This is a genomic window from Chitinophaga filiformis (assembly GCF_021646545.1).
In the GTDB taxonomy this organism is placed as follows: domain Bacteria; phylum Bacteroidota; class Bacteroidia; order Chitinophagales; family Chitinophagaceae; genus Chitinophaga; species Chitinophaga filiformis_A.
This window is the reverse complement of sequence record NZ_JAKIRP010000009.1, coordinates 46,330-71,970: the sequence shown is the minus strand read 5'-3', so window position 1 is coordinate 71,970 and position 25,641 is coordinate 46,330. Positions and strand designations below refer to the sequence as shown.

Genomic DNA, 25,641 nt, shown 5'->3' with positions numbered 1-25,641 from the left:
AAGTGTTATCACTTGTATCAACGCTCCGTGGGCCGGGTCAATATGCCAGCTATTGCTTTTTGTTTGATGATGTGTATCATCAGACTACCGGGATAGTATCTTTTTCCACGGAGAGCATCACCTAACTTCTGAAAAACAATTGTGTATGCTATCACTGTTCTACAGGTCAGCAGCACTCATGTGCATTTCGGGACTCCTGTTTGCCTGTACCCGGCCAGCGGCGGAAGATCGCCGCGCTACGTCGCGGGACAGTCAGCAGCAGGCCACCGCGGAGTTTACAACTGTATTATCGGCTGAAACTAAGGATACTAATCGCTATAAGCGTTACCTTCTTCATCTTGTGCATAACGATCCATCGGAAAAGTGGCCTGTGTACGGAGCAGTTCCCCCGGCAGGGGCACTGCTTCCGTATCACAGGATCATCGCCTATTATGGCAACTTTTATACACCGGCGATGGGAATACTGGGCATGCAGCCCGAAAGCGAAATGTTGACGAAACTAAAAGAGGAAACAGCCAGATGGCAACAGGCCGACACGATGCTGCCGGCATTACCTGCACTGCATTACATTGCTGTTACAGCCCAGGAAAGCCCCGGACCTTCCGGCAAATACCGCCTGCGTATGCCGCCCGAACAACTCGAAAAAGTGGTTGCACTGGCTTATCAGGAAAAGACGCTGTTATTTCTGGACGTACAGGTAGGACTAAGTACCCTGCAGGATGAATTACCTTTACTGGAAACATATCTGCGCCTCCCGGAAGCACACCTGGGAATAGATCCCGAATATTCCATGAAAAATCAGCAGGTACCCAGCTCCCGTATTGGCACTTTTGACGCCGCAGATATTAACTATGCCATTACGTTTTTGTCCGGCATCGTGAAGAAATACAAACTGCCACCCAAAATACTGGTAGTACACCGTTTTACTCAGGGAATGCTGACCAACTATAAGGATATTAAGAAAGTTCCTGAAGTACAGGTAGTCATAAACATGGATGGTTTTGGCTCACCTGCCAAAAAGATAGATAGCTACACAGGCTTCGTTGCGCGGGAACCGGTGCAGTATACCGGTTTCAAAATATTTTATAAAGTAGATTCTCAAACAGGTAAGCGGCTGATGGCGCCGGAGGAAGTACTGGCTTTGCATCCGAGTCCTGTTTATATTCAGTATCAGTAAATTTCATTGTTATGTATACGCAGATCACTCCCCTTCCTGTAAAAGGCAATATTCATGGTCAATGGCATGCACAGATTGAAAAGATCTTCGCCTGGCTGACGGCATTACTACTTGCGGGAATGACATTTCCATTATGGAAAAATCTTGTGTTGCTGGTATTCGAAAAGCTTTATGAAGTGCTGATCATGCAACGTTATTAGCTGAATACCTCCTGTATATCATCACTATGTCTGTGCACGGCCAGATATTCAATGATCGCATCGCGGCTGATGACACCAACAAGGTCCCCATTGCCTGTCACAGGAATGATCATATCTGTTTCAGGTGGCAGATTCTCCCAGGCGCCAAGCGCTGATATGCCGATATCAAAAGCGGGATGTTCCTCTGTGATCAGCTCACTTACAGCCCGGTCGATATGCTTTTTATCAATGCTCTTTATAAGCGTTCCCCTGCTAAGTATGCCAACCGGGGATCCCGCCGTAGTGATGACAAAATAGGGCTGCCGGCAATCGGCGAGGAAAGGTAAGGCCTCTCTTACCGTCAGTGAAGATGATATGGTATGGTAGTCTGTTACCAGCACATCCCTGAGCGATACATTCCTCAGGGCATCCCGCACGATGGCATTGTGCTTTTCAATCGTTCCCTGTAACAGCAACACAACTCCCGCAATGATAAGCAGCAGGTTCATATTCAGTATGCCGGAGACTACAAACAACAGCGACACAAAACGACCGACCCATACCGCGATATTGGTTGCTTTCAACGGTGTGGTGAACAGCTCCATCATTCCTCTCAGTATCCTGCCGCCGTCCATGGGAAATGCAGGTATAAGATTGACCACTCCCAGCAGCACGTTAACAGCGTGTAAAAAGAAAATAAAATTCAGCCGGTCTGTACTAAGGAAAAAAGGAATGGATTTCCATAACGGCGTTTGTCCGGGCAGGAATGGTATCAGCAACATCGCAATGACAAGATTAACTGCCGGACCGCTCAGGCTGATCATTATTTCCTGTCCGGGTGTTTCAGGCTGGCGTTTCAGGTGTGTCATACCGCCGATAGGCAATAAAAGGATCTCTTTAACCGGGATCCTATAGTAGCGGGCGGCAAACATATGGCCCAGCTCATGTAACGCAACAGAAGTGAAAGCTGCCATGACGGCAACCAGTTTCCACAACGATTGTGCAGGTGTCTTACCGGTAAGCCCGTCGGCGATCAATATCCAGCTGATCAGCAGGATAAATGTCCAATGTATCCCAATTTTGGCGCCCTTGAGCGTAAACAGGCTGAATGTTGCTTTCATGAGAATCGATTTGAACATCGAAGTTCCGAAACCAATGTACTGCGATCAATGATCGCTATCATACAAACAGATGGATAGACATCATCATCAGACGCAATGGCCATCATTGAACAGACATGCGATTTGCAATAATTTCGGTAAGAGTCAATTTCCTCACTCAACAATTCTTCAATTATGAAAACAGACCTTCAACTACAACAGGACGTCATGGACGAACTCGTATGGGACCCTTCCCTGGAAGCTGCCGAAGTAGGCGTTTCCGTCCATGATGGTGTGGTAACCTTAAGTGGTACTGTAAACAGTTACACAAAAAAAACAGCTGCAGAGAAAGCGGCCAAAAGAGTAAAAGACGTAAAGGCTGTGGCCATGGACATTGAAGTACATTTCCTCAATGGAGAAAGCAAGTCAGATACGGACATTGCACATGCCGGCCTGAATGCATTCTCCTGGAGTACGGTAGTACCAAAAGACAGCGTGACATTAAAAGTGGAAGACGGTTGGATAACACTGGATGGAGAAGTGGAATGGCAATACCAGAAACAGGCAGCAGAAAACCTGGTTAAGGATCTGCAGGGTGTAAAAGGTGTAACTAACCTGATCCGGTTAAGACCGGCACTCACCCGTTCAATTGTCAAGGATAATATCAAAAAAGCGCTGGAACGCAGCGCAGATGTGGAGGCGGACGCGATTAGTATTATAACAGAGGGCCACAACATTATTCTCAGGGGAAAAGTACGTTCATGGGGCGAAAGAAATGAGATCGAAAAAGCGGTATGGGCTACTCCTGGCGTGGTAGATGTAAAGGATGAACTGATCATTGCTCCTTAATTCCTGCAACTATGCTTTACAACTGCTTTCATAGCCCACTCATGCAGGACCTGAACTTCTCGGCATCCAGGGAATACCTGGTTGCCGGACCATCAGGCTCCTGGAGTGCCAGTACAATATCAGGCTGTCATACGCGTAAATACCACGGGCTGCTGGTAGCGCCTCAGTCATTTCCGGGCGACGATAATTATGTCATACTATCATCTCTGGATGAGACTTTCATTTGCGGCGACAGGTCCGTTCAACTGTCCCTTCACCGCTATGCCGGATCAGAAATGCCATCATCCCTGCAGCATATTCTTGCATTTGCAGCTAATCCATTGCCACGATGGTGGTATCAGCTGGATGACAACCTGCTGCTGAAAGAAATCGTGCTGGATGGGCACGGCAGTGTGATGGTCGCCTATACACTGTTGACAGGCAGGAAGCCGGTTAAACTTCAGTTGCGCCCGCTGGTGGCATTCCGCAACATGCATACGCTTACAAAGGCCAATAGTGTTGCAGATACCGTCACCCGAAGTATTAAACAAGGCATCAGCATTAATCTTTACCCGGGGTACAATGACCTTTTTCTACAGATGAAAGATGGTTTATTTCAGGCTAACGGATATTGGTATTACAATTTTGAATACAGCTGGGAAAAAGAACGGGGATATGAGTACCAGGAAGACCTGTATTCGCCCGGATACTTTGAAACATCACTGGCGCCTGGACAATCCGTCATCTTCTACGCAGGGTTATCTCCTGCAAATATGAGTAACCTGGAAGACAGGTTCAGCAAATGCAGGGAGGCTGTGCGGAAACCCGAAACACTGCGGGATCACCTGCTGCTGGCGGCAGAACAGTTCGTGATGACCGACCGTATCAGAGCTGGTTTCTACTGGTTTGGCAGTTGGGGACGGGATACCTGTATCTCTTTGCCTGGCTTGACGTTACTGACAGGAAAAGTGAACGTTTTCAAGGGCATTGTACGGCAGCTCCTGAAGCAGGTAAAGAATGGCCTGCTTCCGAATACCGGAACAGGTACATGTGCGGCGTATAATACAGTAGATGCCTCTTTGTGGTTAATATGGGCCTTACAGCAGTATGCAGAGAAAACACATTCGTGGAAAGGGATCTGGCATGATTACGGCAAAACGTTGAAAAATATTTTGACAGCCTACAGAGACGGCACCTTGTTCAATATCCATATGGAAACAGATGGCCTGATATACGCAGGAGGGCCTGGAATGGCCCTGACCTGGATGGACGCGATAGCGCCTGAAGGACCCGTTACCCCGCGTACCGGAAAAGCAGTGGAAGTGAACGCCCTTTGGTACAACGCGATATGCTTCTGTCTGAATGCCGCGACAGAAGCTAATGATCAGGTTTTTATTGAAAGCTGGGAAACATTCCCTGAAAAAATTGCAAAGTCTTTTATCGCCTGTTTCTGGAGCGATGAAAAAAAATACCTGGCCGATTGTGTAAACGGCGATACATGCGACTGGTCTGTCAGGCCTAACCAAATATTCGCTGTATCAATGCCTTCTTCACCATTGCTGCCGGTACAACAAAGGGCAGTTATGGAAAAAGTCAGGAACGAGCTTCTCACCCCAAGAGGATTGAGAACACTCTCACCTTTCGACCCGCAGTATCAGCCAGTATATACCGGCGATCAGGCAACGCGCGATAAAGCATATCACCAGGGACCGGTATGGCCCTGGTTGCTCGGGCACTTTACCGAGGCGGTGCTAAAAGCGGAAGGACCTGTGGCTCTACCCTATCTGGAGAAGATCTATGACGGATTTAAATATGTGCTGGATGAATACTGTATCAATAACATTCCGGAATTATTTAACGGAGACTTCCCGCATCACCCGGGAGGAGCGGTTGCCCAGGCATGGAGTGTAGCGGAACTGATCAGAATGGAATATATCATCTCCGGATTCAGGGCACAGCACAAGACATCCATCACCACCAACACTTTAAATGAGCAAGTATGATCCCTGCAGGCAATGAGTTCCTACGACCTGATTATATATTTGAAATAAGCTGGGAGATCTGCAATAAAGTAGGTGGTATCCATACTGTAATAAGCACAAAGGCAGCATCGCTGCAAAAGGAGCTGCAAGATCGTTACATTCTCATCGGGCCAGATCTCACCAAAACAGGTAGTCAGCTATCCGTGTTCCACGAAGACAGGTCCCTGTTCCCTTTATGGCAGGAGCAGGCAGGAAAAGAGGGCTTACGGATAAGAACAGGACGCTGGAATATACCAGGCAATCCAATTGCTATTCTGGTTGATTTCAGCCCCTTATACACCCGTAAAAACGACATTTTCGCTGATCTGTGGAGCCGGTTCCGGCTCGACTCGCTAACAGGCCAGTGGGATTACATTGACCCCGCCCTGTTCGGTTATGCCGCAGGGATGCTGATTGCTGATTTTTACCGCCTGCATCTTAATGCCACCGACAGGATCATTGCGCAGTTCCACGAATGGATGACAGGCGCCGGCGTCCTATACCTCGAAAAAAACGTACCACAGGTAGCAACCGTCTTTACAACGCATGCTACTGTGCTAGGCAGGACACTGGCAGGCAGTGGACTGCCATTCTACAATATGGCCGACAAGGTCGACGCTGCCGCAAGGGCTGCAGATTACCACGTGACTGCTAAATACTCCCTGGAAAAAACCGCTGCTGCCACAGCAGATTGTTTTACCTGTGTTAGTGAAACAACAGCCCGCGAGTGCCGGATCTTTCTTGAAAAATATCCTGATTACGTCACCCCAAATGGTTTTGACACCGGCATAGCGCCCGAAGAGGATTTTGAGAATAAAAGAAAACTGGCCAGGGCTGCTGTATTGAAAGTGGCTGGCACATTATTCAAGGAGCAACTTCCGGAAGACAGTCTGCTGATAATAAAAAGCGGCCGCCATGAATTCCATAATAAAGGTATCGATGTCTTTATCGACGCATTATCACAGTTGCAAAAAGAAGCACTCCCCAGGACAGTATTAGCAGTGTTGTTTATCCCCGCAGCGCATACAGGCCCCAGGGACGCATTGCTGGAACATGTACATCCGCCATATTCGCGCACGCCGGAGGACAATATTCTGACTCATAACCTGTACGCGCCTGATAAAGATGCTATCATCCAGCGCATGAAAGAGCGTGGACTCAATAATACTCCCGGCGCCAGCGTCAAAGTGATTTATGCGCCCGTCTATCTCAACGGACAGGACGGCATTTTCAATCTCACGTACTACGATATGCTGACGGGTTTCGACCTGGCTGTATTTCCCTCCTATTATGAGCCGTGGGGATACACGCCAATGGAAAGCCTGGCATTCCATATACCCTCCCTCACCACCTCATTATCTGGTTTCGGCATTGCGGCGAAAGCGCTGCCGGAAAATGAACGGATCGGTATAAACATAATAGACCGGCGTGACGGCGACATGCAGGAGACCCCGAAGGCAATTGCCGCGTTCATCCGTTCCTTCCTGCAACTGATGCCTGCTGTGGTGACTAAAATGCGCAGCAATGCCAGGGAACTGAGCCTGCGCTTCACATGGGAAAAACTGATCGGAAAATATTACGAAGCCTACAGTTTTGCATTACATAAAAGCTGGCAACGGGAAGGACTTTTTCGCGACAAGCCGCAGGTATTACCTGCCGGTGCATCTGTAGTCCTGAGCCAGCAACCTGTATGGCGGGAGATAAACATCACGCCTTCGTTTCCACCAGGACTGGAAGCGCTCAGGCAGCTCAGCCAGAACGTATGGTGGAGTTGGATGCCCGCCGCCAGAGAGTTGTTCCGAAGTATTGACCCGCAGCTGTGGTCTGATTGTCACGAAGATGCCATCAGAATGCTCAGCTACCTCAATTATGAAAAGCTGGATGCACTGACCACCAACAGGGATTTTATACAGCGTTTGCACGTGCTGGAAGAACAACTCGACATATATAACCACCTCCCGATGGAGCCGGGTCCTTCAGTGGCGTACTTCTGTATGGAATATGCGTTGCTGCCTGCCTTCAGGATCTACTCCGGCGGGCTGGGCGTACTGGCGGGCGACTTCCTCAAAACGGCAAGTGATATGCAGGTGAGCCTGACGGCTGTTGGCCTTTTTTACAGGGAAGGCTACTTCAGACAACAATTCTCCGACGACGGCAAGCAGGTGGCCGTGGCGGAGCACCTGGACCCGGCAATGCTGCCTTTCCAGGATGTGAAGGACTGCCATGGCGATCCCCTGCAGATCTCACTCGCCTTCCCGGGAAGAACTGTCTTCGCCAGGGCTTGGAAAGTGCAGGTGGGCAGGACGAACCTCTATCTGCTTGATACAGATATCGCCGAAAACAATCCTGAAGACCGTAAAATAACTTCCAGGCTTTATCCGGCAGAAAAAGAACTCCGGCTGCAACAGGAAATACTGTTAGGCATCGGAGGCATAAGGTTGCTTCAGGCACTCAACCTGACCATTGACGTATATCATTGTAATGAAGGACATGCCGCTTTTCTTGTCTTCGAAAGAATAAGGCAGCTTATTTACCGGGATCACCTTTCTTTTGAAGATGCGTTTGAAGTAGTAAGAGCCTCTCATCTTTTCACTACTCATACCTCAATGCCGGCAGCTATGGATACCTTCAGCGAAACCTTGTTACGCGCTTATTTTTCGGGGCTCGCAGAAGACTGTTATGTCAGCTGGCAGCAACTGATGGCATTGGGAAAAGCAGACGAATATAATACGCAGACGGATTTTTCCATGTTCCACCTGGCTGCAAAGTCGGCACAGGAAATCAATGCCGTCAGTCGTATGCATCGGGATGTATCTGCAGGACTACTGCAATCCCTATGGAAAGATTATGAGCCGGATGAACTACCTCTGCGGTATATTACCAATGGCGTGCATTATCCGACATGGGTTGCGCCGGAGTGGCAGGAACTGTACGCGGAATGCGACATTAATCTGCAATCTGGCAAAGGTTCCTGGCAATATATCGCAGAAATACCAGAGGCCCGCATATGGGAGATCAGGCAGCGGCTTAAACGAACCATGATTGAACGGCTGCAACAGCTGCTAACCCAACAGCAACTCCGGCACCATCGTGCTCCGGAACAGATCGCAGCCCTACAGGCAACCTTACATCCACAAGCGATGTATGTTGGATTTGCGCGGCGGTTTACGCCTTATAAAAGGGGCACCCTGCTGTTCTATGATCCGGAGCAGTTAAAAAAGATCATCACTAACGAGCAGCAACCTGTGATCTTTATCTTCTCCGGCAAAGCTCATCCTGCAGACATGGAAGGCGTCAGCATGCTGCAACAGGTAATCAGAAATGCGGCAGGCAGCACCAATCATACACATATTATTTTTCTGGAAGACTACGATACGGATATTGCCCGACTGCTGGTACAGGGAGTAGACCTTTGGCTGAACCTACCCGTAAGGGGAAGAGAGGCATCGGGCACGAGCGGCATGAAGGCCCTTATCAATGGCGTACTTAACTTCAGTACACAGGATGGCTGGTGGGCGGAACAGTATCATCCTGAAAGCGGCTGGGCGCTGACAGCGCAGCATTTTTATTCTGACGAAAACAAACAGTATGCCCTGGATGCAGCCGAAGTATACAGTATGCTACAACATGAAATAATCCCCATGTACTTCAGAAGAAATCAACAGGATATTCCCGTGGAATGGGTCGCAAAGATTAAAAAGGCTATCATATTCTCCGGGCAGGCAATTTCCATGAACAGGATGATGAGTGAATATAATACCTGTTATAGCAAGCTGTCTGAACGCGCTGCAGCACTTCGTGAGAACAACTATGCACTGGCTCGTGACCTGGTGGTCTGGAAAGACAAAATAAAAGCTGGCTGGGACAACATAGGGATCGTAGCCGTTACTCCCGCCAAAAGCCTGCTGTCTGCAAAGGTTGCGGGAGAACAACTGGATGTCGCGGTAACGCTCACTGCAGGCAAACTGATTGCCGACGATATTGGTGTAGAGATCATTTTTACAGATAAATACAGGAAAGAAAGTCCGGCGTTTAAACATGAATTGCAACTCTGCCATCAGCAGGGAGATGAAATCGTATATGCAGCAAAGATAAATTTGCAGCATAGCGGAGAATACACTTATACGTTCCGGGTATACCCGAAAAATCATTTTCTGTACCATCGTACAGACATGCCACTGGTGAAGTGGACATGACAGCTGGAAGCATTTTCCCTTAACAACATAAAATAAGCTCTTATGGAAAAAATCTTCAATGGACAGGTAGCTTTAGTAACAGGCGGCAGCTTCGGCATAGGCCGGGCTACAGCCATTGCTTTCGCAAAAAGAGGCGCGAGCGTAGTTGTAGCAGACTTGATTGAGGACGCGGAACAGATAACGATGAAAGAAATAGCAGCCGTGGGAGGCAATGCTGTTTTTGTACAGTGTGATGTTTCCAAAGCTGCCGATATTACTTCCATGATCGATAAAACATTCATTACATATGGCAGGCTCGATTTTGCATTCAACAACGCGGGCATAGAAGGTGTTTTGGCCGCTACTCATGAATGTACACAGGAGAACTGGGAAAAGGTACTGGCAGTGAACCTCACCGGTGTGTGGCTCTGTATGAAACACGAACTTTCACACATGCTGCGCCAGGGTAAAGGAGCTATTGTCAATTGCGCATCGGTGGCAGGACTTATGGGCTTCCCCAACCTGCCGGCTTACGTGGCGAGTAAACATGCCATTATTGGCCTCAGCAAAACTGCGGCGCTGGAGAATGCAAAACAAGGTATAAGGATAAACGCTGTATGTCCCGGTGTAATAAGGACGCCCATGGTGGATAGAATTACCGGCAAAGACAAAGCAGCAGAGCAACATTTCGTTGATATGGAGCCTATGGGCAGGTTTGGAGAACCGGAAGAAGTAGCAGAAGCAGTAGTCTGGTTGTGTTCTGACGCAGCGTCGTTTATAACTGGTCATGCGTTAACAGTGGATGGAGGATGGCTCGCATCCTGACCTTTTGTTATACTGCCGGACTGCTGGCTAACTGGCAGAAAACATTTCATACACCATGTCAAAATTAAGCACTATGATAAAAGATAAATTAAGCATTATGCAAAAACAAGCGGCAAAACCACCTTACGTGACTATCATTGTTTCGCTGCATGAAACTGTTGCCCCGGATAAAAAGGCAGCCTTGCTGCTGGCAGAAAAAGCCATACAGGAAGCAGGTGATTTCCTGCGAAGCATGTATCCCAAAGAGGAAGCCTCCCTGTTGCACTCTCTGCAAGGACTGCTGGACGACTTTGACCGGCATTATGATCTTACCGCCGAAGGACTGGGGTTTTATGTATCGCCTGGCTACAGCAAGCTGGTCAAGTTCTGTTTTCCTGTTCAGAAGAAGGTTGAAATCGGTGATTCCTTTGCTTTGCGGGAACTATTATACCTGGAGCATTATAGTATCAGCTACATGGTATTGCATGTAGATGAAAAAGCAGCCCATTGTTACAAGGGGCATCTAAACAGTTTAGAAGAAGTAAATGATGGCGTCTTCCCCCGGTATTTCCATGATGATTACGAATACAGCAAACCCGCAAGAGCCAGTTCCTATTCAGGTCAAACGGCGATACAAGGTTTTGAGGGAGATAAATCGGCTAATGAGGCCAATCGCCTGAAGAGCTTCTACCGGGAGACAGACCAGATGCTCTCTGCTTACCTGGAAGATCAGCCTCTTATAGTAACAGGACCTCAAAAGGACATCTCACTGTTGCAGGAAGTTAGCGTTCATGAGAAGAATATTATAGCTACTATTAATGGCAATTACGCTAATGTTACTGTAAAAGCGCTTGAAGACCGCGTTTGGCCCGCGTTAAGATCGTGGATAGACGATACGCAGCAATCGACCATGTTACAGTTGATACAGGAAGAATGGCAGCAGCATGTAGTGGATGGCATGAGAGATGTGTGGACGGCCGTCAAAGAAGGCCGCGGTCAACGGCTGATAGTTGAGAAAGACTATACCTGTCCTGCTTTTCTGGATGACAAGACTGGCAAACTACACATGAGGAAGACCAGGAAAACACAGAATATAGTAATGGACGCGGTCGAAAAGGTATTAAGACTTGCTATAGAAAAGGGCGGAGAAATTGTATTCGTTAACAATGGCACCCTGGATGACCATGGTCACATTTCTCTTATCACAAGATACTGAGCAATGAAACCACTAGGTATTTTCAGGCTTGCATTGCGATCGTCGAAAAAACCATCGTTTTATCCATTCACCGGTTATAACATAAACCAACAGAAGAAACATAATAGCCGTTACCTGTGCGAAATGGGCTACGGAAAGTTCCAGAATCTCTGCAAACGGGGACAACGGAAGACCTATTGCTATTAAGAAAGCGGCAACGCTTGCCAGAATCAGCAATTTTCCGGGCCTGCTCTTCACAATATTTTTGCGCGTCCTGACAATGAAAACTATCAGGATCTCGGTAATGGCCGACTCCAGGAACCACCCTGTCTGAAATGGGGATTCAGATAACCGGAAATAATAATAGAGAATATAAAAGGTAGCAAGATCAAAAAGGGTGCTGTGCAATCCAAAAATGACCATAAAATTTCTGATCAACTTAAGATTCCATTTTCCTGGCATCATCAGCTGCTCATCATCCACACGATCTGAAGCAATCGTGAGAAATGGCAGATCGGTAATAAGGTTGGTCAACAGGATTTGTTTGGGCAACATAGGTAAAAATGGCAGAAATAGTGAAGCGCAGGCCACACTGAGCATATTTCCGAAAGTGGCGCCTGTGGTAATAAAAATGTATTTCATGGAGTTAGCAAATGATCTTCTGCCTTCATACACACCGTCTGCCAGCACAGCAAGGTCTTTCTCCAGGAAGACGAAATCAGCTGCTTCTTTTGCGACGTCAACGGCATTGTTTGTTGAGATCCCGATATCAGCCGCATTAATGGCTGCCACGTCATTAATACCGTCTCCGAGATACGCTACCGTAAAATGTGACTGCTGCAGCGCCTTAATGATGCGTTCTTTCTGGTGAGGCTCTATCTCCGAGAAAACATGGGTAAGCAATTGTGTTTTTCCACTAGTGGAAGCCCCTCAGCCGTCTGGCCGGGCGTCTTTTCAACCGGGTAAGATTCACCCGTTAACGTACTTTCATTAACATGCAATTCATTGCTCTCTATAATGCGACAGTCGGCTGGAATGATATCTCCAGCTACCAATGCCAGGACATCACCTTTCACAATCCCGGCGGTCTCTACCCCGACTGGCTTTCCATCGCGTAGTACAATATGTTTCATCTCAATCGTCTTCTTCAGCTGATCAAAGGCGCGGCCGGCATTTAGCTCCTGCCAGAAACCCAGAAGACCAGTGATAAGGAGTATAAACAAGATGAGATATGCATCCGAAGATTCGCCCAGGAATGCCGACAGTATAACGGCGACGACGAGGAGTAACACCAGCGGATTAAAGAACTGGCGCAAAAGTAGTTTCATTCTCCTGTTGAAACGACTTTGAGTCTTGAGTTGTTTATGTTGTTGCTTTAATCTTGCGACAGCTTCCCTCGCAGTCAATCCTCTTTCAGAACACTTAAGCCGAACATATAGTTGCTCAACCGGCACAGCGCAGAAATGTCCGCTTTGTACTTCAGTCATCATAAAGGTGCAGGTATTGATTTGTTTCTGAATACGTACTACAAATTATTTCATACCCGGTATTTCAAACGTGAACTGTCATCGTAAAGTGTGGTAACATCCGTCATCTCCGTTTCGGACCGGTTTCATGTCAGTATACGCATCCGCTGAAAGGCAGACTGACGATGAATGTAAGATCATTGACAGCTGTCAGCAGCGCCCCTAATCCGCATCATTTCCTGTGGTAAAGTGAAACACTAATTTAGTTGAATATTAGAGACTCATGAAAACAATTCTTCATTTCATTGCCCTGATGACCACCGCCTGTCAGCCCATGACAGATCAGGCCCAGATCGGCCCGCGTATTGCGGAGTCACCAGCGGAAGTCATCGTAGCGGATACACGGTCTTCCTCTGTTGGTCGGGATACTGTATTGTTTAACAGGATACAGCTCCAACTCGTACACAACAAGCCGTCAGTAAAATGGCCGGTAAAAATGGCCTATCCCCTGCCAGGATCTATACTACCATATAAGCGGGTGGTCGCCTATTATGGTAATCTGTATTCAACGGGAATGGGCATTCTGGGGGCGCTTCCACCAGATGAGATGTTACAGCGGCTTTCGGGAGAAGTACGCAAATGGGAGCAAGCCGATACTTCCGTACCGGTACAGCCCGCGTTACATTATGTGGCAGTTACAGCGCAACCGAGGCCGGGAGCAAGCGGAAAATACCGGGCACAGATGCCTGACAGGGAAATCGACAAAGTATTGGCACTGGCGAAAAAACTAGATGCAATCGTATTCCTGGACATACAGGTCGGACATAGCTCATTACAGGAAGAAATACCCGCATTCGAAAAATACCTGCGCATGCCGAACGTCCATCTGGGCATCGATCCGGAATATTCAATGAAGAACCGGCAGGTACCATGCACCGCAATAGGTACGTTTGATGCCGCCGACATTAACTATGCATCATCTTATCTTAGCAGGCTGGTGCAACAATATGATCTGACGCCGAAAATACTTGTCGTACACCGCTTTACTCAGGCCATGGTGACCAATTACAAAGCGATCCAACTACGCCCCGAAGTGCAAATTGTAATGAACATGGATGGTTTCGGCTCGCCCGCCAAAAAGCTTGATACGTACAAAGGATGGATCTCGAATCAACCAGTCCAGTTTACCGGTTTTAAGTTGTTCTACAAAAACGACGTCGCAACCGGAGGACATTTAATGACGCCCGAGGAAGTGCTGCAGTTATATCCGCGCCCGATATATATCCAATATCAATAGAGGACAAATGGTGTATTGCGTATCTGAAACGGATGGGAGGTAAGTTAGCTGGGTATCGGAGTCTGCGGCGCCTTCCTTTTTCCCAATATCGTCTCAATATCTTCTTTAAAGATCACTTCTTTTTCAAGTAACCGGTCGGCGATAGCATCCAGACCGTTTCTATTAGCCATCAGCAATGTTTTCGCCTCTTCGTAGGCGTTATTGACCAGTTTACGGGTCTCCTCATCTATCAATCGCCCCGTTTCCTCACTATATGGCTTCGTAAACTGCGAGCCCCTGCTGGCTGTTGAGTCGTAAAAACTCATATTGCCAATTTCCTTATTGAAACCATAGTAGGCTACCATCATATAAGCCTCTCTGGTAACCTTTTCCAGATCATCCAACGCTCCGGATGATACTTCTCCGAAAACCACTTCCTCGGCGGCCCTGCCCCCCAATGCTACGCACAGCTGCTCCCGGAACTCGGTAACCGTCTTCAACTGCCGCTCTTCCGGCAGGTACCATGCCTCTCCCAGTGATCTGCCCCTGGGAATAATCGACACCTTCAACAGAGGGTCGGTATGTGTCAGCAGCCAGCTTACTACCACATGTCCTGCTTCATGAAAGGCAACCATCTTCTTCTCCGTAGGAGAAATGATCTTACTTTTTCTTTCAAGGCCGGCCACTATTCTGTCTATTGCGTCAAGAAAATCCTGCCTGCCCACTTTCTTTTTCTTCTGACGGGCTGCAATAAGCGCAGCCTCGTTACAGATATTAGCGATATCCGCACCTGAAAAGCCCGGCGTCTGCGCGGCAAGGAAGTCAACATCTATCGCATCATCCAGAGCCAGTGGCTTCAGGTGTACTTCAAAGATCGCTTTACGTTCGCTCAGGTTGGGTAGCTCCAGGTAAATATGCCGGTCAAACCTGCCAGGCCTGAGTAATGCCGGATCCAGCATATCTGCACGGTTCGTAGCCGCCAATACGATCACGCCACTGTTGGTGCTGAAGCCGTCCATTTCGGTAAGAAGCTGGTTCAGGGTACTTTCCCTTTCATCATTAGCCCCTGTAAACAGGGTATCTTTGCCGCGAGATCGCCCAACAGCGTCTATTTCATCAATAAAAACAATACAGGGAGCCTTTTCCTTTGCGCGTTTAAACAGATCGCGCACCCGGGACGCTCCCACTCCGACAAACATTTCTACAAACCCGGCGCCGGACATGGAGAAAAACGGCACCCCCGCCTCCCCTGCAACAGCCTTTACCAGCAATGTTTTCCCGGTACCAGGTGGGCCCACTATTATCACGCCCTTGGGAATCTTGGCGCCCAATTGCGTATAGTCGGCTGGATGTTGCAGAAAGTCCACTACCTCTTTCACTTCGGCTTTAGCCTCGTCCAGGCCCGCTACATCATCAAATGTAACAGTACTTTTATTGTCGATATCCTGTAATGTTGCCGTCGATTTCCCAAAGTTAAAAATTGAAGCACCGCCCGTTCCAGATCCCCCCACTCTATTCATTATAAAAAACCAGGTCAGCACCAATAACGCAAAAGGCAAAACCCAGAAAAAGATTTCCTGCAGCCAGTTCTTTCTCTTCACATATAACACATCCACATGTTCCCGGTCAGCCAGATCTTTCTGTGCTGCCTCCAGCTTTTGCTCAAACGATTCAACAGAGCCTATCTGAAAAAAATACTGGGGGCCAGTACCGGTTGATTTCATAATCTCCTTGAACTGACGGCTATTATCTAACTGTGGTTTGATGAATACCTGCACCATCTCATTATTGACCACCTGTAATTTAGCAACGGCTCTATTATGCAGCATATTTACTTCAAACTCGCGCCAGCTAATCTCTTTTGGACCCGTGGCCGACCGGTTGATCAGATAAGGGATCATCAGGGTTGAAAGGAGTATCCAGAACAACCATACTAAACCAGTTCCACTGACATTTTGGGGTGATTTGGTTGCATTTCTTTTTTCCTTCATGAGCATATTTATTAGTAAAGCTGCGATCATCCAAATTTCCACGGAATCCTAACACCAGAGAATGATTACCATCACAGAAAACCATGTTGCTGATCATTGAAAAAGGTTTAAAAAAAATCCAGATTGCAGCATGATTAAACAATCAAATAAATATCCCTTGTGTCTGCTGCCGGCCAGTCCTTCGGGATAATACTTTACTTTTTTTTCGGTTTTGAAACATTGATAATTTTTCTTTAGATTTGAATATCCAACTCCGTGTTATTGCTTCAAAGGACAAACAGTCGGGCACAAAGACATATACAAGATCTGCCAGAAAAACAAACCAGATACTCCACAATCGCCAACACTTTGATTCCAACTTAATATCTATCAGGTATAAAGATCTATTGCTGTACAGTTAGGGTTCGTCACCGCCGGGAATGGAACAGTCCATTATTTCACTTATAAATCATGAATGCAATTTCTAATAATCTCTACTTGCTTACTTTGATAACCTCATACATATGACCTCGAAAATCATGATCAGGCTATACTGTCTGCTAGCACTTTATGCGTTATCCTCATGTACCAAAGACGAATTGCACGGGCCGCCCGGCCCTCCGGGAGATACTGGCGTCTATGTTGCCCTCAAAGGAGACATCAGAGGGAAAGTGATTTTGTATGATTCACTGGGAAGAGCGCTTACCGACCATTCTGGTGTACAGGTCATTATAGACTCAACGGACATCTCGACCGTTACGGATGCGAGCGGCACTTACAGTTTCCTTCAGGTGCAGGCCGGCAGGTACAACTTTTCATACAGGAAAGAAGGTTATGGTACTTACCGTATCGTTCGTCAACTACATCCCGGGGGCGCCCAGGCCACACAACTGACAGATGCGGACGTAGGCAGGATCTACGACGGGCCTCCGGTAACATTCTTTACTGATATTACGTTGGGCAGTCCGAACAGGATAGAGCAATTTGCATACATGGAGTTTGCAGCTCAGATTCGCAACCCTACGGCCTCGGTGCTTTATATCAGCAACACGCCTGATGTCTCATCAACTAACTTTAAAGCTACTATCAGATACACTATTGACGGATTCATCGGCGATGGAAACATGAACTATCAAACCGCACCGATTGACCAGGGCGTCATAAGGGCTGATACAACTCTGCTCAGAGCTGAACATTTGTATTTGTTCCTGGCATTTGACAACATCAGAGATATCCATTACATAGATGAAGAAGGCCGTACAGTATACCCATGCACGGGTAAAAAACTTGGATCTTTTCAATCGTCCGGATTCTATTTTCAGTACAATATCTTTAATCCAAGAAAAGCTAATGATAGTATTTATCCCCTGTTGGAACGGTTCCGTTACAGATAGCATTACAGGTATGAACATATCAGACAATCATAATTTTAATTCGTTTACATGAAAAATATTGTTCTTCTGTCATTCTTATTGTGTCTCACCATGGCTTGTATTAAGGAAGGACCACCCGGCCCAAAGGGACCTGACGGCCCTCCTTTTGCCTGGCCGCCTGCCCAAATCACGGGTTACATCGAATTGTATGATCAGTTGGGAGGGTTGATGGCGCGGGCAGACAGCGTTTTGTTACATACCTATAACGCTGACAGTATGTTCAGCGTTTATACTGATAGCAGTGGACATTTCAGACTTCATCAGCTTCCACCAGGCAATTATGATATCAGTATTTCAAAACCAGGTTTCGATTCCCTTCATATGTACGTACAGCATGCAGGTGGTGCTTTGGATAAGTTCACCGGGGTCACAGGTATGAGTGAGCATGTGACAACGAAGCTCTTATCGGTGACTGTTCATCCGCAGCACGTCGGCAGCTTGTTTGTTATAGATGTTGACATTGTGTTTCAATGGCCTCAGCCTTTCATTGCTGACAAAGTGACTTTCACGGCTTTCCTTGATACATCGTCTACACCAGGATCCGGCAGAGCACTGAGTACTTTTTTTCTTTCAGATTTTCCAACCGATATAGACGGCATCAACGGCACAGCGCACGGAAGGTTCAGATTACCAGATTCCCTGGTGACGTCAGGTACAGATTTCTACGTAACAGTTGTAGTAATGCCCCCATACACTGCACGTCGCTCATGGTTCAATTATGCGACCGGAGCGCAGATTCCGTATCCCTATCCGGGCGATTCAATAAAAGCACACAGTACACAAACAGAATAATCTCTTATGAAACAGCTACTATTCGCGTTATACTGCTGTCTTAATCTTACAGCCTGCACTAACTGGGACATCACAGGACCGGCCGGACCGGAAGGCCCTCAGGGCCCTCCCGGACAGAAGCCGCCGGGTGCAGACACCTCTACGATATACGGAAGGGTCTATACCATTGATGAATTAACATTTCCCATAGTGCCTGTTGATAGTGTAAAGGTGACATTACATGTCAGCCCCGATTCCTCGCGTGAAACCATGGCAGACAGCGCCGGTTTCTATTATTTTCATGGTGTTGGCACCGGTACGTATGAGCTGACATACAGCCGGCCGGGTTTTGGCGAAATGAAGCTATTTGGACTGACTCATATATCAGGAGGTACATTAAGCTCAAAGGCGCCGGATATACTCCTCCTGCAGATCCCTGTACGGACTGTTGTCGACACGGCCTGGTTCCTGGAGCAACTAAATGGAGATCTCGCCTTACAGTATAACCTGCGCATTCCCTTTCCTGAGTATCAACCGACAGAGCGCAATCTTGAACTTTATTTTTCCCATAATTCTAATGTAAATGTAAACAACTACCAGTTCAGGATAGAAGGGCAGAACATTATTCGAAAAACGACGCTCGACAAGTACTTTGCGCCAGGTGATTCCATGTATTGCCGTATTTACACGTTAGCAAATTATTTTATCAGCGATACCTCGCTTGCGCCGTACCTGTATGGATATGCATGGATGAAGATGAAGCAGCCTATTTATTACATTGACCCCGCTACCGGATTGTGGATATACCCATCGAGAAGCATGGAGTCTGCATTGGCTGCCCGCATCTATTGACAGCAGGATCCCTTTGGGAACCAGGCTAAGCCTAAACACATTATAGAGGATACTCGCATCCCGAATGGAATATGAGGATTGGATTACTCTCGCACGATCATGTAACATTTTAAACACCAGGACCGCGATGCGTCTTATCTACCTGTTATTACTAAGTATTATTATTGATCAGCCGGTTTCGCCGTCTTCTTCTGTTCCTATATTATGTTATCACAATATTTCGGCGGATGACAGTCGAAAAAGCAGTGCCTTAAGTATAAGCAGGTTACAATTGCGCGCGCAGCTGAAAGCTTTGGCCGATAGTGGCTACCACAGTATCCTTCCTGATCAGTTGTATGCTTATCTGACTACAGGTAAAAAGCTGCCGGATCGGCCTGTTATGATCACATTTGATGATACGCGTACAGAGCATTTCACCATAGCGGCCCCTTTGTTGCAGGAATACGGATTTAAAGGAGTATTCTTTGTAATGACCGTCCCTGTCGCTAAACCTGGTTATATGAATGCCAGCCAGATAAAAGCCTTATCAGATATGGGGCATGTAATCGGAGCTCATACGTGGGATCATCCACATGCAAAAGGTATCCGGCCATCGGACCGGGAAAAGCAGCTGGTCAATCCCAGACATGTGCTGGAAAAAATTACGGGAAAGCCAGTGGAATATATTGCTTATCCATTTGGCGAATGGAATGAAACGGTGATCGCCGATGTACAAATCAGTGGTTATAAAGCTGCTTTCCAGCTGACAGGCAAAGTATCTCCAGCCAACAAGTTATATACTATAAGACGTATTATGGTAAACGGCAGCTGGTCAGGCCCGAGGTTGCAACAGGAGCTAAAAATTGTATTTAAATAATATATCATTGACTGGTCATGCATGTTGTCCGGCAATCACTCCGTCAATGCGTAGAAATTCCACGAGCAAATGGATATGACCACCGTCAGTCCGCAGGCTAACGACGTTCATGTCGCAACTAACCACCGTCATTGGCTCCGCCCGGCTAAAAGGATAGCTTTGTTGTATCACCCATCACTTTAAAACAAGAAACTATGAAAAAGATACTTGCTGTTCTTGACGCTGTTAATTACAAGGAAGAACAACTAGACGCTATAGAATACATATCCGGTATGCTGAAGGCCAATCTCACAGTTGTTATGCTGGAAGAAATAAACAGTATTACGCCGCTGATGGCTCCTGATTTCGCAGAAGGGGTACCTGGACGATATTATGAGATTGTTGTAAAAGCATCCGAAGAAAAAGGCAGGATCGTCAGAGAAAATACCCTTGCGCTGCGTAAGATCTGCACAGAAAGGGGACTGACCTGTGCCATACGCAATGACAGGGGCTTCGCTGCAGAAGAAATTATTTTCGAAAGTCGCTTTGCCGACCTGGTGCTATTAGGTAAAGGATTATCCTTTCCTTTCCTGTTTGATACCGAACCAACGGGATTTGTCAAAAATATGCTAGCCGAGGCTCAATGTCCGGTACTTGTCATACCCGAAGATATGTCTGTAGTGAAAGGCGTTATCTTTACCTACAATGGTACATTTTCATCTATGCACGCCATCAAGGCATTTGCAGCTATTTTCCCGGAACTGGTAGCAAAAGATGCTACTGTGGTCTATGTATCTGAAAAAGGACATGATACTATTCCGCATGAAAAGCTGTTGAGAGAATACCTGGATACTTACAATAAAAATATCACCTACAAAGTACTGTCAGGTCGAGCCGATGCTGCCCTTCAGGCATACGTTGCGGAAAAACGGGATCACATCACTACTTTCGGCGCGTATGGAAGAAGCAGGTTATCACGCTTCTTCAATAGCAGTAGTGCAGAGAATATACTCAGAATAATGAAAGGACCGCTTTTCATCACTCATCCATAACCAATAACACGCTTAAACAGCAAAAAGAGATAGCGAACATAATCGCTATCTCTTTTATTTAAAAAACAAAGCCGCCGGTCAACATCATCAAATGCTGACCGGCGGTATTGATTGTTATTAACTGATCTCAATCTTTTTTACCTGGCCATTGGTTTTGCTCTCTTCCTTTTTGGGAAGCGTCAGTTTGAGTACACCGTCCTGGTAAACAGCAGAAATACCATCTCTTTTCACCCCTTCAGGTAAACGGAAGCTACGGGAGAAGCTTGAGTAATTGTATTCCTGCCGACTGATCTTTTCATCTTTGCTTTCCTTCTTTTCTTCTTTCTCTGCACTGATGGTCAGGGTATCGCCATCGACATCGACATTAAAATCGGCTTTGGTCATACCTGGCACAGCCAGCGACAGTTTATAAGCATCTTTTTCTTCACTGATATTCACTGCGGGAACAGTTGCCGTCCAGGTACGCCCGCTATTCATATCAAACAGGTCTTTCCAGGGTTTGAACATATCATCAAAAAACGCAGGCAGCAATGGGCTTGCCTTTAATACGCCAGTAGACATAATTACCTCCTTGTTTTAGTTAATGTGATAATAGATGTTAACACTACTAAATTACGCTCCGCAGCGCCCCGGAAAAATGATGATACGCAATACATCCGATGATTATAATCAACTATGCCTTTTAGCGCCTATGGTTCATTATCAACGGTTTTAAGAGATTTTGTTTAAATTTGAACAGGCAACGGTTAATAGCTTTATTCCCCACTCCTTTTTTCTACTAAAAGCACTTGTTTTATGGCCACTATACTACTTATTGAAGATAATGCTGATGTCCGCGAAAACACGGCGGAGATACTGGAACTTGCAAATTATAAAGTATTGACTGCCCCGGACGGGAAAGTCGGGGTTCAGCTGGCAGAAGAACATCTGCCGGACCTGATAGTGTGCGACCTTGCCATGCCTGTTCTTGACGGCTATGGAGTGCTGCATATGCTGAACAAAAAAAACAATATGCGTCAGATCCCATTTATTTTTCTGACTGCCAAAACAGAACGGTCTGACATACGCAAAGGCATGGATATGGGAGCAGATGATTATATCACGAAACCATTTAATCCCACCGAACTACTTAACTCCGTCGAGTCCAGACTAAGAAAGGCAGCCAGTATCAAAGAAGTGATCTCAAACGGCTTAAACGGAGTAGACTCCCTGCTGAAAATGGTGTCTGGCGATCAGGCTATAAACAGTCTGAAAGAAGGGCGTAATATCAACAAATACAAAAAGAAACAATCCATCTATCAGGAAGGGAATCATCCCTCCTGCCTGTTTTATGTCATCAGGGGTAAAGTAAAAACCTTTAAAAGGAACGAGGATGGTAAAGAACTGATCACAGGATTGTATAACGAAGATGATTTCCTCGGATACTCAGCATTACTTGAAGCCAGCACCTATAAGGATAGTGCCGAAACGATGGAAGAAAGCGAGCTGGCTATAATACCCCGTAAGGACTTTGAGGACCTCACAAATATCAATACACAGGTGATGCAGCGTTTTATCCGGCTGCTGGCCAACAATGTTGCAGAAAGAGAAACACAGCTATTGGGTATTGCTTACAATTCATTACGTAAAAAGGTGGCGGAAGCTTTGACTACGGTCATCAAAAAGTATAACCCGTCCTCATCAGACAAATTTGGTATTGACATCAGCCGTGAGAACCTGGCCGCACTAGCCGGCGTCGCAAAGGAATCCCTGATCCGCACTGTAGGTGATTTCAGGGATGAAAAACTGATTGATATCAGAGAAGGATGCATTTATATAACAAATGCGAAAAAGCTTGCCGAATTGTCAAATTAGACATTATATGATGCCAGGAAGGACTTCACGCCCAACTTTTTGATGATCCTGACGGTTAGTAACGAACCCAGACTACACAACATTATGATCGCCCATTCGGCCATACCGGGAACATGAAGCCTGAACGGCCCAGCCAGGGCAGGAATGCCCGCAACCAGCAACATTACCATAGTACTACCCAATATTGCCAGCCATACGTACTTGCTCTTTACTATATGGTTATTGAAAAAAGCATCCTCCGCATTTACCATGTTTAGTACATGCAGCAGCTGCGAAAAAGTTAGCGTAAAGAACAGGACGTTATTTGCATTTAAAGACATCATTTCGGCTATTTCGCCTCCAAGAAAGGTAAAGGCGCCAATTATGGCAGCATAGATAGTAATAGCCCTCCATTTGGCCCTGGAAATGATAGGCGCATTCAGTTTCTGAGGCATTCGCTCCATCTCCTTTCCGTTTCCCTTTGTAACGCCCAGGGCAAGGGCAGGCAGCACGTCTGTTACAAGGTTGATCAGTAATATCTGCAATGGCAGTAACCGGAATGAAAGTCCCAGTACAGCAATAATGCCCACCACCAGCAGTTCACTAAGATTGCAGGACAAGAGGAAAATGATAAACCGTCTGATATTATCAAAGATCACCCGGCCCTGCTCTATCCCTTTCACGAGGGAATTGAAGGAATCGTCCTGCAGTATCATATCTGCCGTTTCCTTCGAGACCTGCGAGCCCCTTATGCCCATCGCCACACCGATGTCCGCCTTTTTTAATGCAGGTGCATCATTCACGCCATCTCCCGTCATAGCAACAACCTCATGTTCATCCTGCAGGGCATTTACCAGGTCGAGTTTCTGCGCAGGCGTCACCCTCGCAAAAATGTGCGTATTCAACCATTTCTTCTTCTCCTCCGGTGTAACGGCATCATAAGACGCCATATCACTCCCTTTAATGACATCGGGCGTTTCCGTAATATGCAGCATATCTGCCACATGTGCAGCAGTAGCGGGATGGTCGCCGGTAAGCATCACCACTTTGATACCTGCCTCACGGCATTGACTGATAGACCCCTCAATATCTTTCCTTGGTGGGTCCAGGAAGCCGGCTAGTCCGGCGAAAACCAGCTCCTCCAGCATATCCGATATCTTTTCAGACTTTTCTTTCCATGCAAAAGCCAGTGGCTTCAGACCTCCGGCAGCCAGCTTTTCAGTATTCGCCTGCCACTTCTTACGGTCCTCATCGTTCAACTCGCGCACAGATTTATCTTCGAGCACGTAGCGGCAGTGCGGCAACAGGTTTTCTGTAGCGCCTTTGGCAGTTACCAGAAAAGAATTACCAGCCTTATGCTGCATAGCCATTACCCTCGTATCCGAGCTAAATGGCACTTCATCTGTTTTAACGTAAGAAGTATGTCCGTTGCCCGTCTCACAAGGATGCTCCTTAGCAAACTTCAGCAGGCTGATCTCGAGGGGATCGCCAGTGGCAGCGTTACCATTTTTCTCCCGGTCGCCCAGCGACGCGGTGTTACATAATACTGCTACCTGGAAAAACCGTCTGTAATTTTCGGCGGGACACAATTGTAGCGATTCCCCTTTTTTCCAGGCAAAATCGGGCGGTAGTTCCAGCTGCACGAGTTCAAGATCGTTTTCGGTGAGGGTACCTGTTTTGTCGGTACAGATGACGGTGGTGGTACCCAACGTTTCTACTGCAGACAGCTGCCTGATAATAACATGCCGGCGTGCCATACGCAGCATACCTTTTGCCAGGGAAAGCGTGGCTACAACTGGCAGACCTTCCGGAATAGCCGCTACCCCGAGCACCAGTGACGTACGTATGATTTCCACTGTTGGCAGTCCGTGTATGAGGCCTGCCACCACCACAATGGCGATCAGGGCCAGGCAAACAAGCAGCAACTGTTTGCTGAATACTGCGATCTTTTTCTCCAAAGGGGTAGCCGAGTCGGCGGTACGGGTCAGTAAGGTAGCGATATGACCCAGTTCAGTTTTCATTCCGGTTCCAGTGCACAGCATGCGTACATTTCCTTTACGCACAGCAGTGCCTTTGAACAGGCTGTTCGTTTGCTCCGCCAGTGGAACGTTGGAAGACAGGTCTCCCGCCTGCTTTTCCACCGGGATAGATTCCCCCGTTAAAGTAGCTTCGTCAACCTGCAGTCCGGACGATTGAATGATCCTTCCATCAGCAGGCACGATATCGCCAGACTCAAGGTAGATAAGATCACCTGGTACGATATCCTCTACATTGACCGTTATTTCGTTCCCATCGCGGTACAACCTTACAGTAAGCCGGGTAAGGTCTCTCAGCGCCTTCATAGAACGCAGCGCCTGCCATTCCATGTAAAACCCGGTGCCTGCATTAATCAGGATCACCAGCAGGATGGCAATGGCATCAGGCCATTCCCTGTACCAGGCGGAAAGTAGTGCGGCTGCGATCAGCAGATAAATTACAGGACTCTTAAACTGGTTTGCCAACAATTTCAAAATACTGACGTCGGTATCCGTACTGATCACATTGGGGCCAAAACGCTGCAACCGTTCACGGGCTTCCGAAGCAGAAAGCCCTTTGCCGCTATCGGTATCCAATTCCCTGGCTAGTTCTTCCGCAGTAGATTGATATGGAACTAACTTTTTCTCAATATCCATTT

The 25,641-nt window shown here is 47.1% G+C and carries 20 protein-coding genes; 14 read left to right on the top strand and 6 right to left on the bottom strand.

The genetic code is table 11. The features are described from left to right. Positions 1–145: 145 nt before the first annotated feature. On the top strand, positions 146–1,177 hold the full coding sequence (locus L3C95_RS20705) for a hypothetical protein (RefSeq protein ID WP_236390536.1): 1,032 nt from the start codon (positions 146–148) through the stop codon (positions 1,175–1,177). Between the two features lie 11 nt (positions 1,178–1,188). Then, on the top strand, positions 1,189–1,377 hold the full coding sequence (locus L3C95_RS20700; protein ID WP_236390535.1) for a hypothetical protein: 189 nt from the start codon (positions 1,189–1,191) through the stop codon (positions 1,375–1,377). Here L3C95_RS20700 and L3C95_RS20695 read toward each other — a convergent pair. Then, complete coding sequence (locus L3C95_RS20695) at positions 1,374–2,477, bottom strand: site-2 protease family protein (RefSeq protein ID WP_236390534.1); 1,104 nt, start codon at positions 2,475–2,477, stop codon at positions 1,374–1,376. The two genes, L3C95_RS20700 and L3C95_RS20695, sit on opposite strands and share 4 nt — an antisense overlap. A gap of 174 nt (positions 2,478–2,651) precedes the next feature. Between L3C95_RS20695 and L3C95_RS20690 the strand changes: the two genes are divergently transcribed. The 5 genes from L3C95_RS20690 (at position 2,652) to L3C95_RS20670 (ending at position 11,500) form a co-directional block, all read left to right on the top strand. Then, positions 2,652–3,305 (top strand): BON domain-containing protein, encoded by a 654-nt coding sequence (locus tag L3C95_RS20690; RefSeq protein WP_236390533.1) that lies wholly within the window; start codon positions 2,652–2,654, stop codon positions 3,303–3,305. Positions 3,306–3,316: 11 nt separating this feature from the next. Continuing rightward, the gene (locus tag L3C95_RS20685) at positions 3,317–5,287 is read left to right on the top strand and encodes an amylo-alpha-1,6-glucosidase (RefSeq protein WP_236390532.1); all 1,971 of its coding nucleotides are present in this window, start codon (positions 3,317–3,319) and stop codon (positions 5,285–5,287) included. Next, the gene (gene glgP, locus L3C95_RS20680) at positions 5,284–9,501 is read left to right on the top strand and encodes an alpha-glucan family phosphorylase (protein ID WP_236390531.1); all 4,218 of its coding nucleotides are present in this window, start codon (positions 5,284–5,286) and stop codon (positions 9,499–9,501) included. Before L3C95_RS20685 ends, glgP begins: the two co-directional genes overlap by 4 nt. 42 nt (positions 9,502–9,543) lie before the next feature. Next, entirely contained in the window at positions 9,544–10,305 is a 762-nt protein-coding gene (locus L3C95_RS20675; protein WP_236390529.1) for an SDR family oxidoreductase, read from the top strand. Positions 10,306–10,402: 97 nt separating this feature from the next. Then, a complete protein-coding gene (locus L3C95_RS20670; protein WP_236390527.1) occupies positions 10,403–11,500 on the top strand; it encodes a hypothetical protein in 1,098 nt (365 codons plus the stop codon). 12 nt (positions 11,501–11,512) lie between these two features. Here L3C95_RS20670 and L3C95_RS20665 read toward each other — a convergent pair whose 3' ends face one another. Beyond that, a complete protein-coding gene (locus L3C95_RS20665) occupies positions 11,513–12,382 on the bottom strand; it encodes an HAD-IC family P-type ATPase (protein WP_236390525.1) in 870 nt (289 codons plus the stop codon). Further along, complete coding sequence (locus tag L3C95_RS20660; protein ID WP_236390523.1) at positions 12,355–12,969, bottom strand: cation-transporting P-type ATPase; 615 nt, start codon at positions 12,967–12,969, stop codon at positions 12,355–12,357. The genes L3C95_RS20665 and L3C95_RS20660 overlap by 28 nt, the downstream gene beginning before the upstream one ends. A 259-nt stretch (positions 12,970–13,228) precedes the next feature. On the opposite strand from L3C95_RS20660, the gene L3C95_RS20655 reads away from it, so the two are divergent. Beyond that, the gene (locus L3C95_RS20655; protein ID WP_236390521.1) at positions 13,229–14,242 is read left to right on the top strand and encodes a hypothetical protein; all 1,014 of its coding nucleotides are present in this window, start codon (positions 13,229–13,231) and stop codon (positions 14,240–14,242) included. Between the two features lie 44 nt (positions 14,243–14,286). On the opposite strand, the gene ftsH is transcribed toward L3C95_RS20655, so the two are convergent. Continuing rightward, on the bottom strand, positions 14,287–16,212 hold the full coding sequence (gene ftsH, locus L3C95_RS20650; RefSeq protein WP_236390520.1) for an ATP-dependent zinc metalloprotease FtsH: 1,926 nt from the start codon (positions 16,210–16,212) through the stop codon (positions 14,287–14,289). Positions 16,213–16,715: 503 nt separating this feature from the next. Between ftsH and L3C95_RS20645 the strand changes: the two genes are divergently transcribed. The 5 genes from L3C95_RS20645 (at position 16,716) to L3C95_RS20625 (ending at position 21,134) form a co-directional block, all read left to right on the top strand. Next, positions 16,716–17,585: a carboxypeptidase-like regulatory domain-containing protein gene (locus tag L3C95_RS20645; protein WP_236390519.1), complete on the top strand. Its 870-nt coding sequence runs from the start codon at positions 16,716–16,718 to the stop codon at positions 17,583–17,585. Between the two features lie 48 nt (positions 17,586–17,633). Beyond that, the gene (locus L3C95_RS20640) at positions 17,634–18,416 is read left to right on the top strand and encodes a carboxypeptidase-like regulatory domain-containing protein (protein WP_236390518.1); all 783 of its coding nucleotides are present in this window, start codon (positions 17,634–17,636) and stop codon (positions 18,414–18,416) included. A gap of 6 nt (positions 18,417–18,422) precedes the next feature. Then, positions 18,423–19,247: a carboxypeptidase-like regulatory domain-containing protein gene (locus L3C95_RS20635; protein WP_236390517.1), complete on the top strand. Its 825-nt coding sequence runs from the start codon at positions 18,423–18,425 to the stop codon at positions 19,245–19,247. A gap of 127 nt (positions 19,248–19,374) precedes the next feature. Then, the gene (locus L3C95_RS20630) at positions 19,375–20,103 is read left to right on the top strand and encodes a polysaccharide deacetylase family protein (protein WP_236390516.1); all 729 of its coding nucleotides are present in this window, start codon (positions 19,375–19,377) and stop codon (positions 20,101–20,103) included. 194 nt (positions 20,104–20,297) lie between these two features. Further along, positions 20,298–21,134, top strand: coding sequence for a hypothetical protein (locus L3C95_RS20625; RefSeq protein ID WP_236390514.1), 837 nt, complete (start codon positions 20,298–20,300; stop codon positions 21,132–21,134). Positions 21,135–21,251: 117 nt separating this feature from the next. Here the strand turns inward: L3C95_RS20625 and L3C95_RS20620 are convergent, their stop codons facing one another. Continuing rightward, complete coding sequence (locus L3C95_RS20620) at positions 21,252–21,695, bottom strand: Hsp20/alpha crystallin family protein (protein WP_236390511.1); 444 nt, start codon at positions 21,693–21,695, stop codon at positions 21,252–21,254. Between the two features lie 234 nt (positions 21,696–21,929). On the opposite strand from L3C95_RS20620, the gene L3C95_RS20615 reads away from it, so the two are divergent. After that, the gene (locus L3C95_RS20615; RefSeq protein ID WP_236390509.1) at positions 21,930–22,988 is read left to right on the top strand and encodes a response regulator; all 1,059 of its coding nucleotides are present in this window, start codon (positions 21,930–21,932) and stop codon (positions 22,986–22,988) included. On the opposite strand, the gene L3C95_RS20610 is transcribed toward L3C95_RS20615, so the two are convergent. Next, on the bottom strand, positions 22,985–25,639 hold the full coding sequence (locus tag L3C95_RS20610; protein ID WP_236390507.1) for a cation-translocating P-type ATPase: 2,655 nt from the start codon (positions 25,637–25,639) through the stop codon (positions 22,985–22,987). The genes L3C95_RS20615 and L3C95_RS20610 overlap by 4 nt on opposite strands. Positions 25,640–25,641 lie beyond the last annotated feature (2 nt).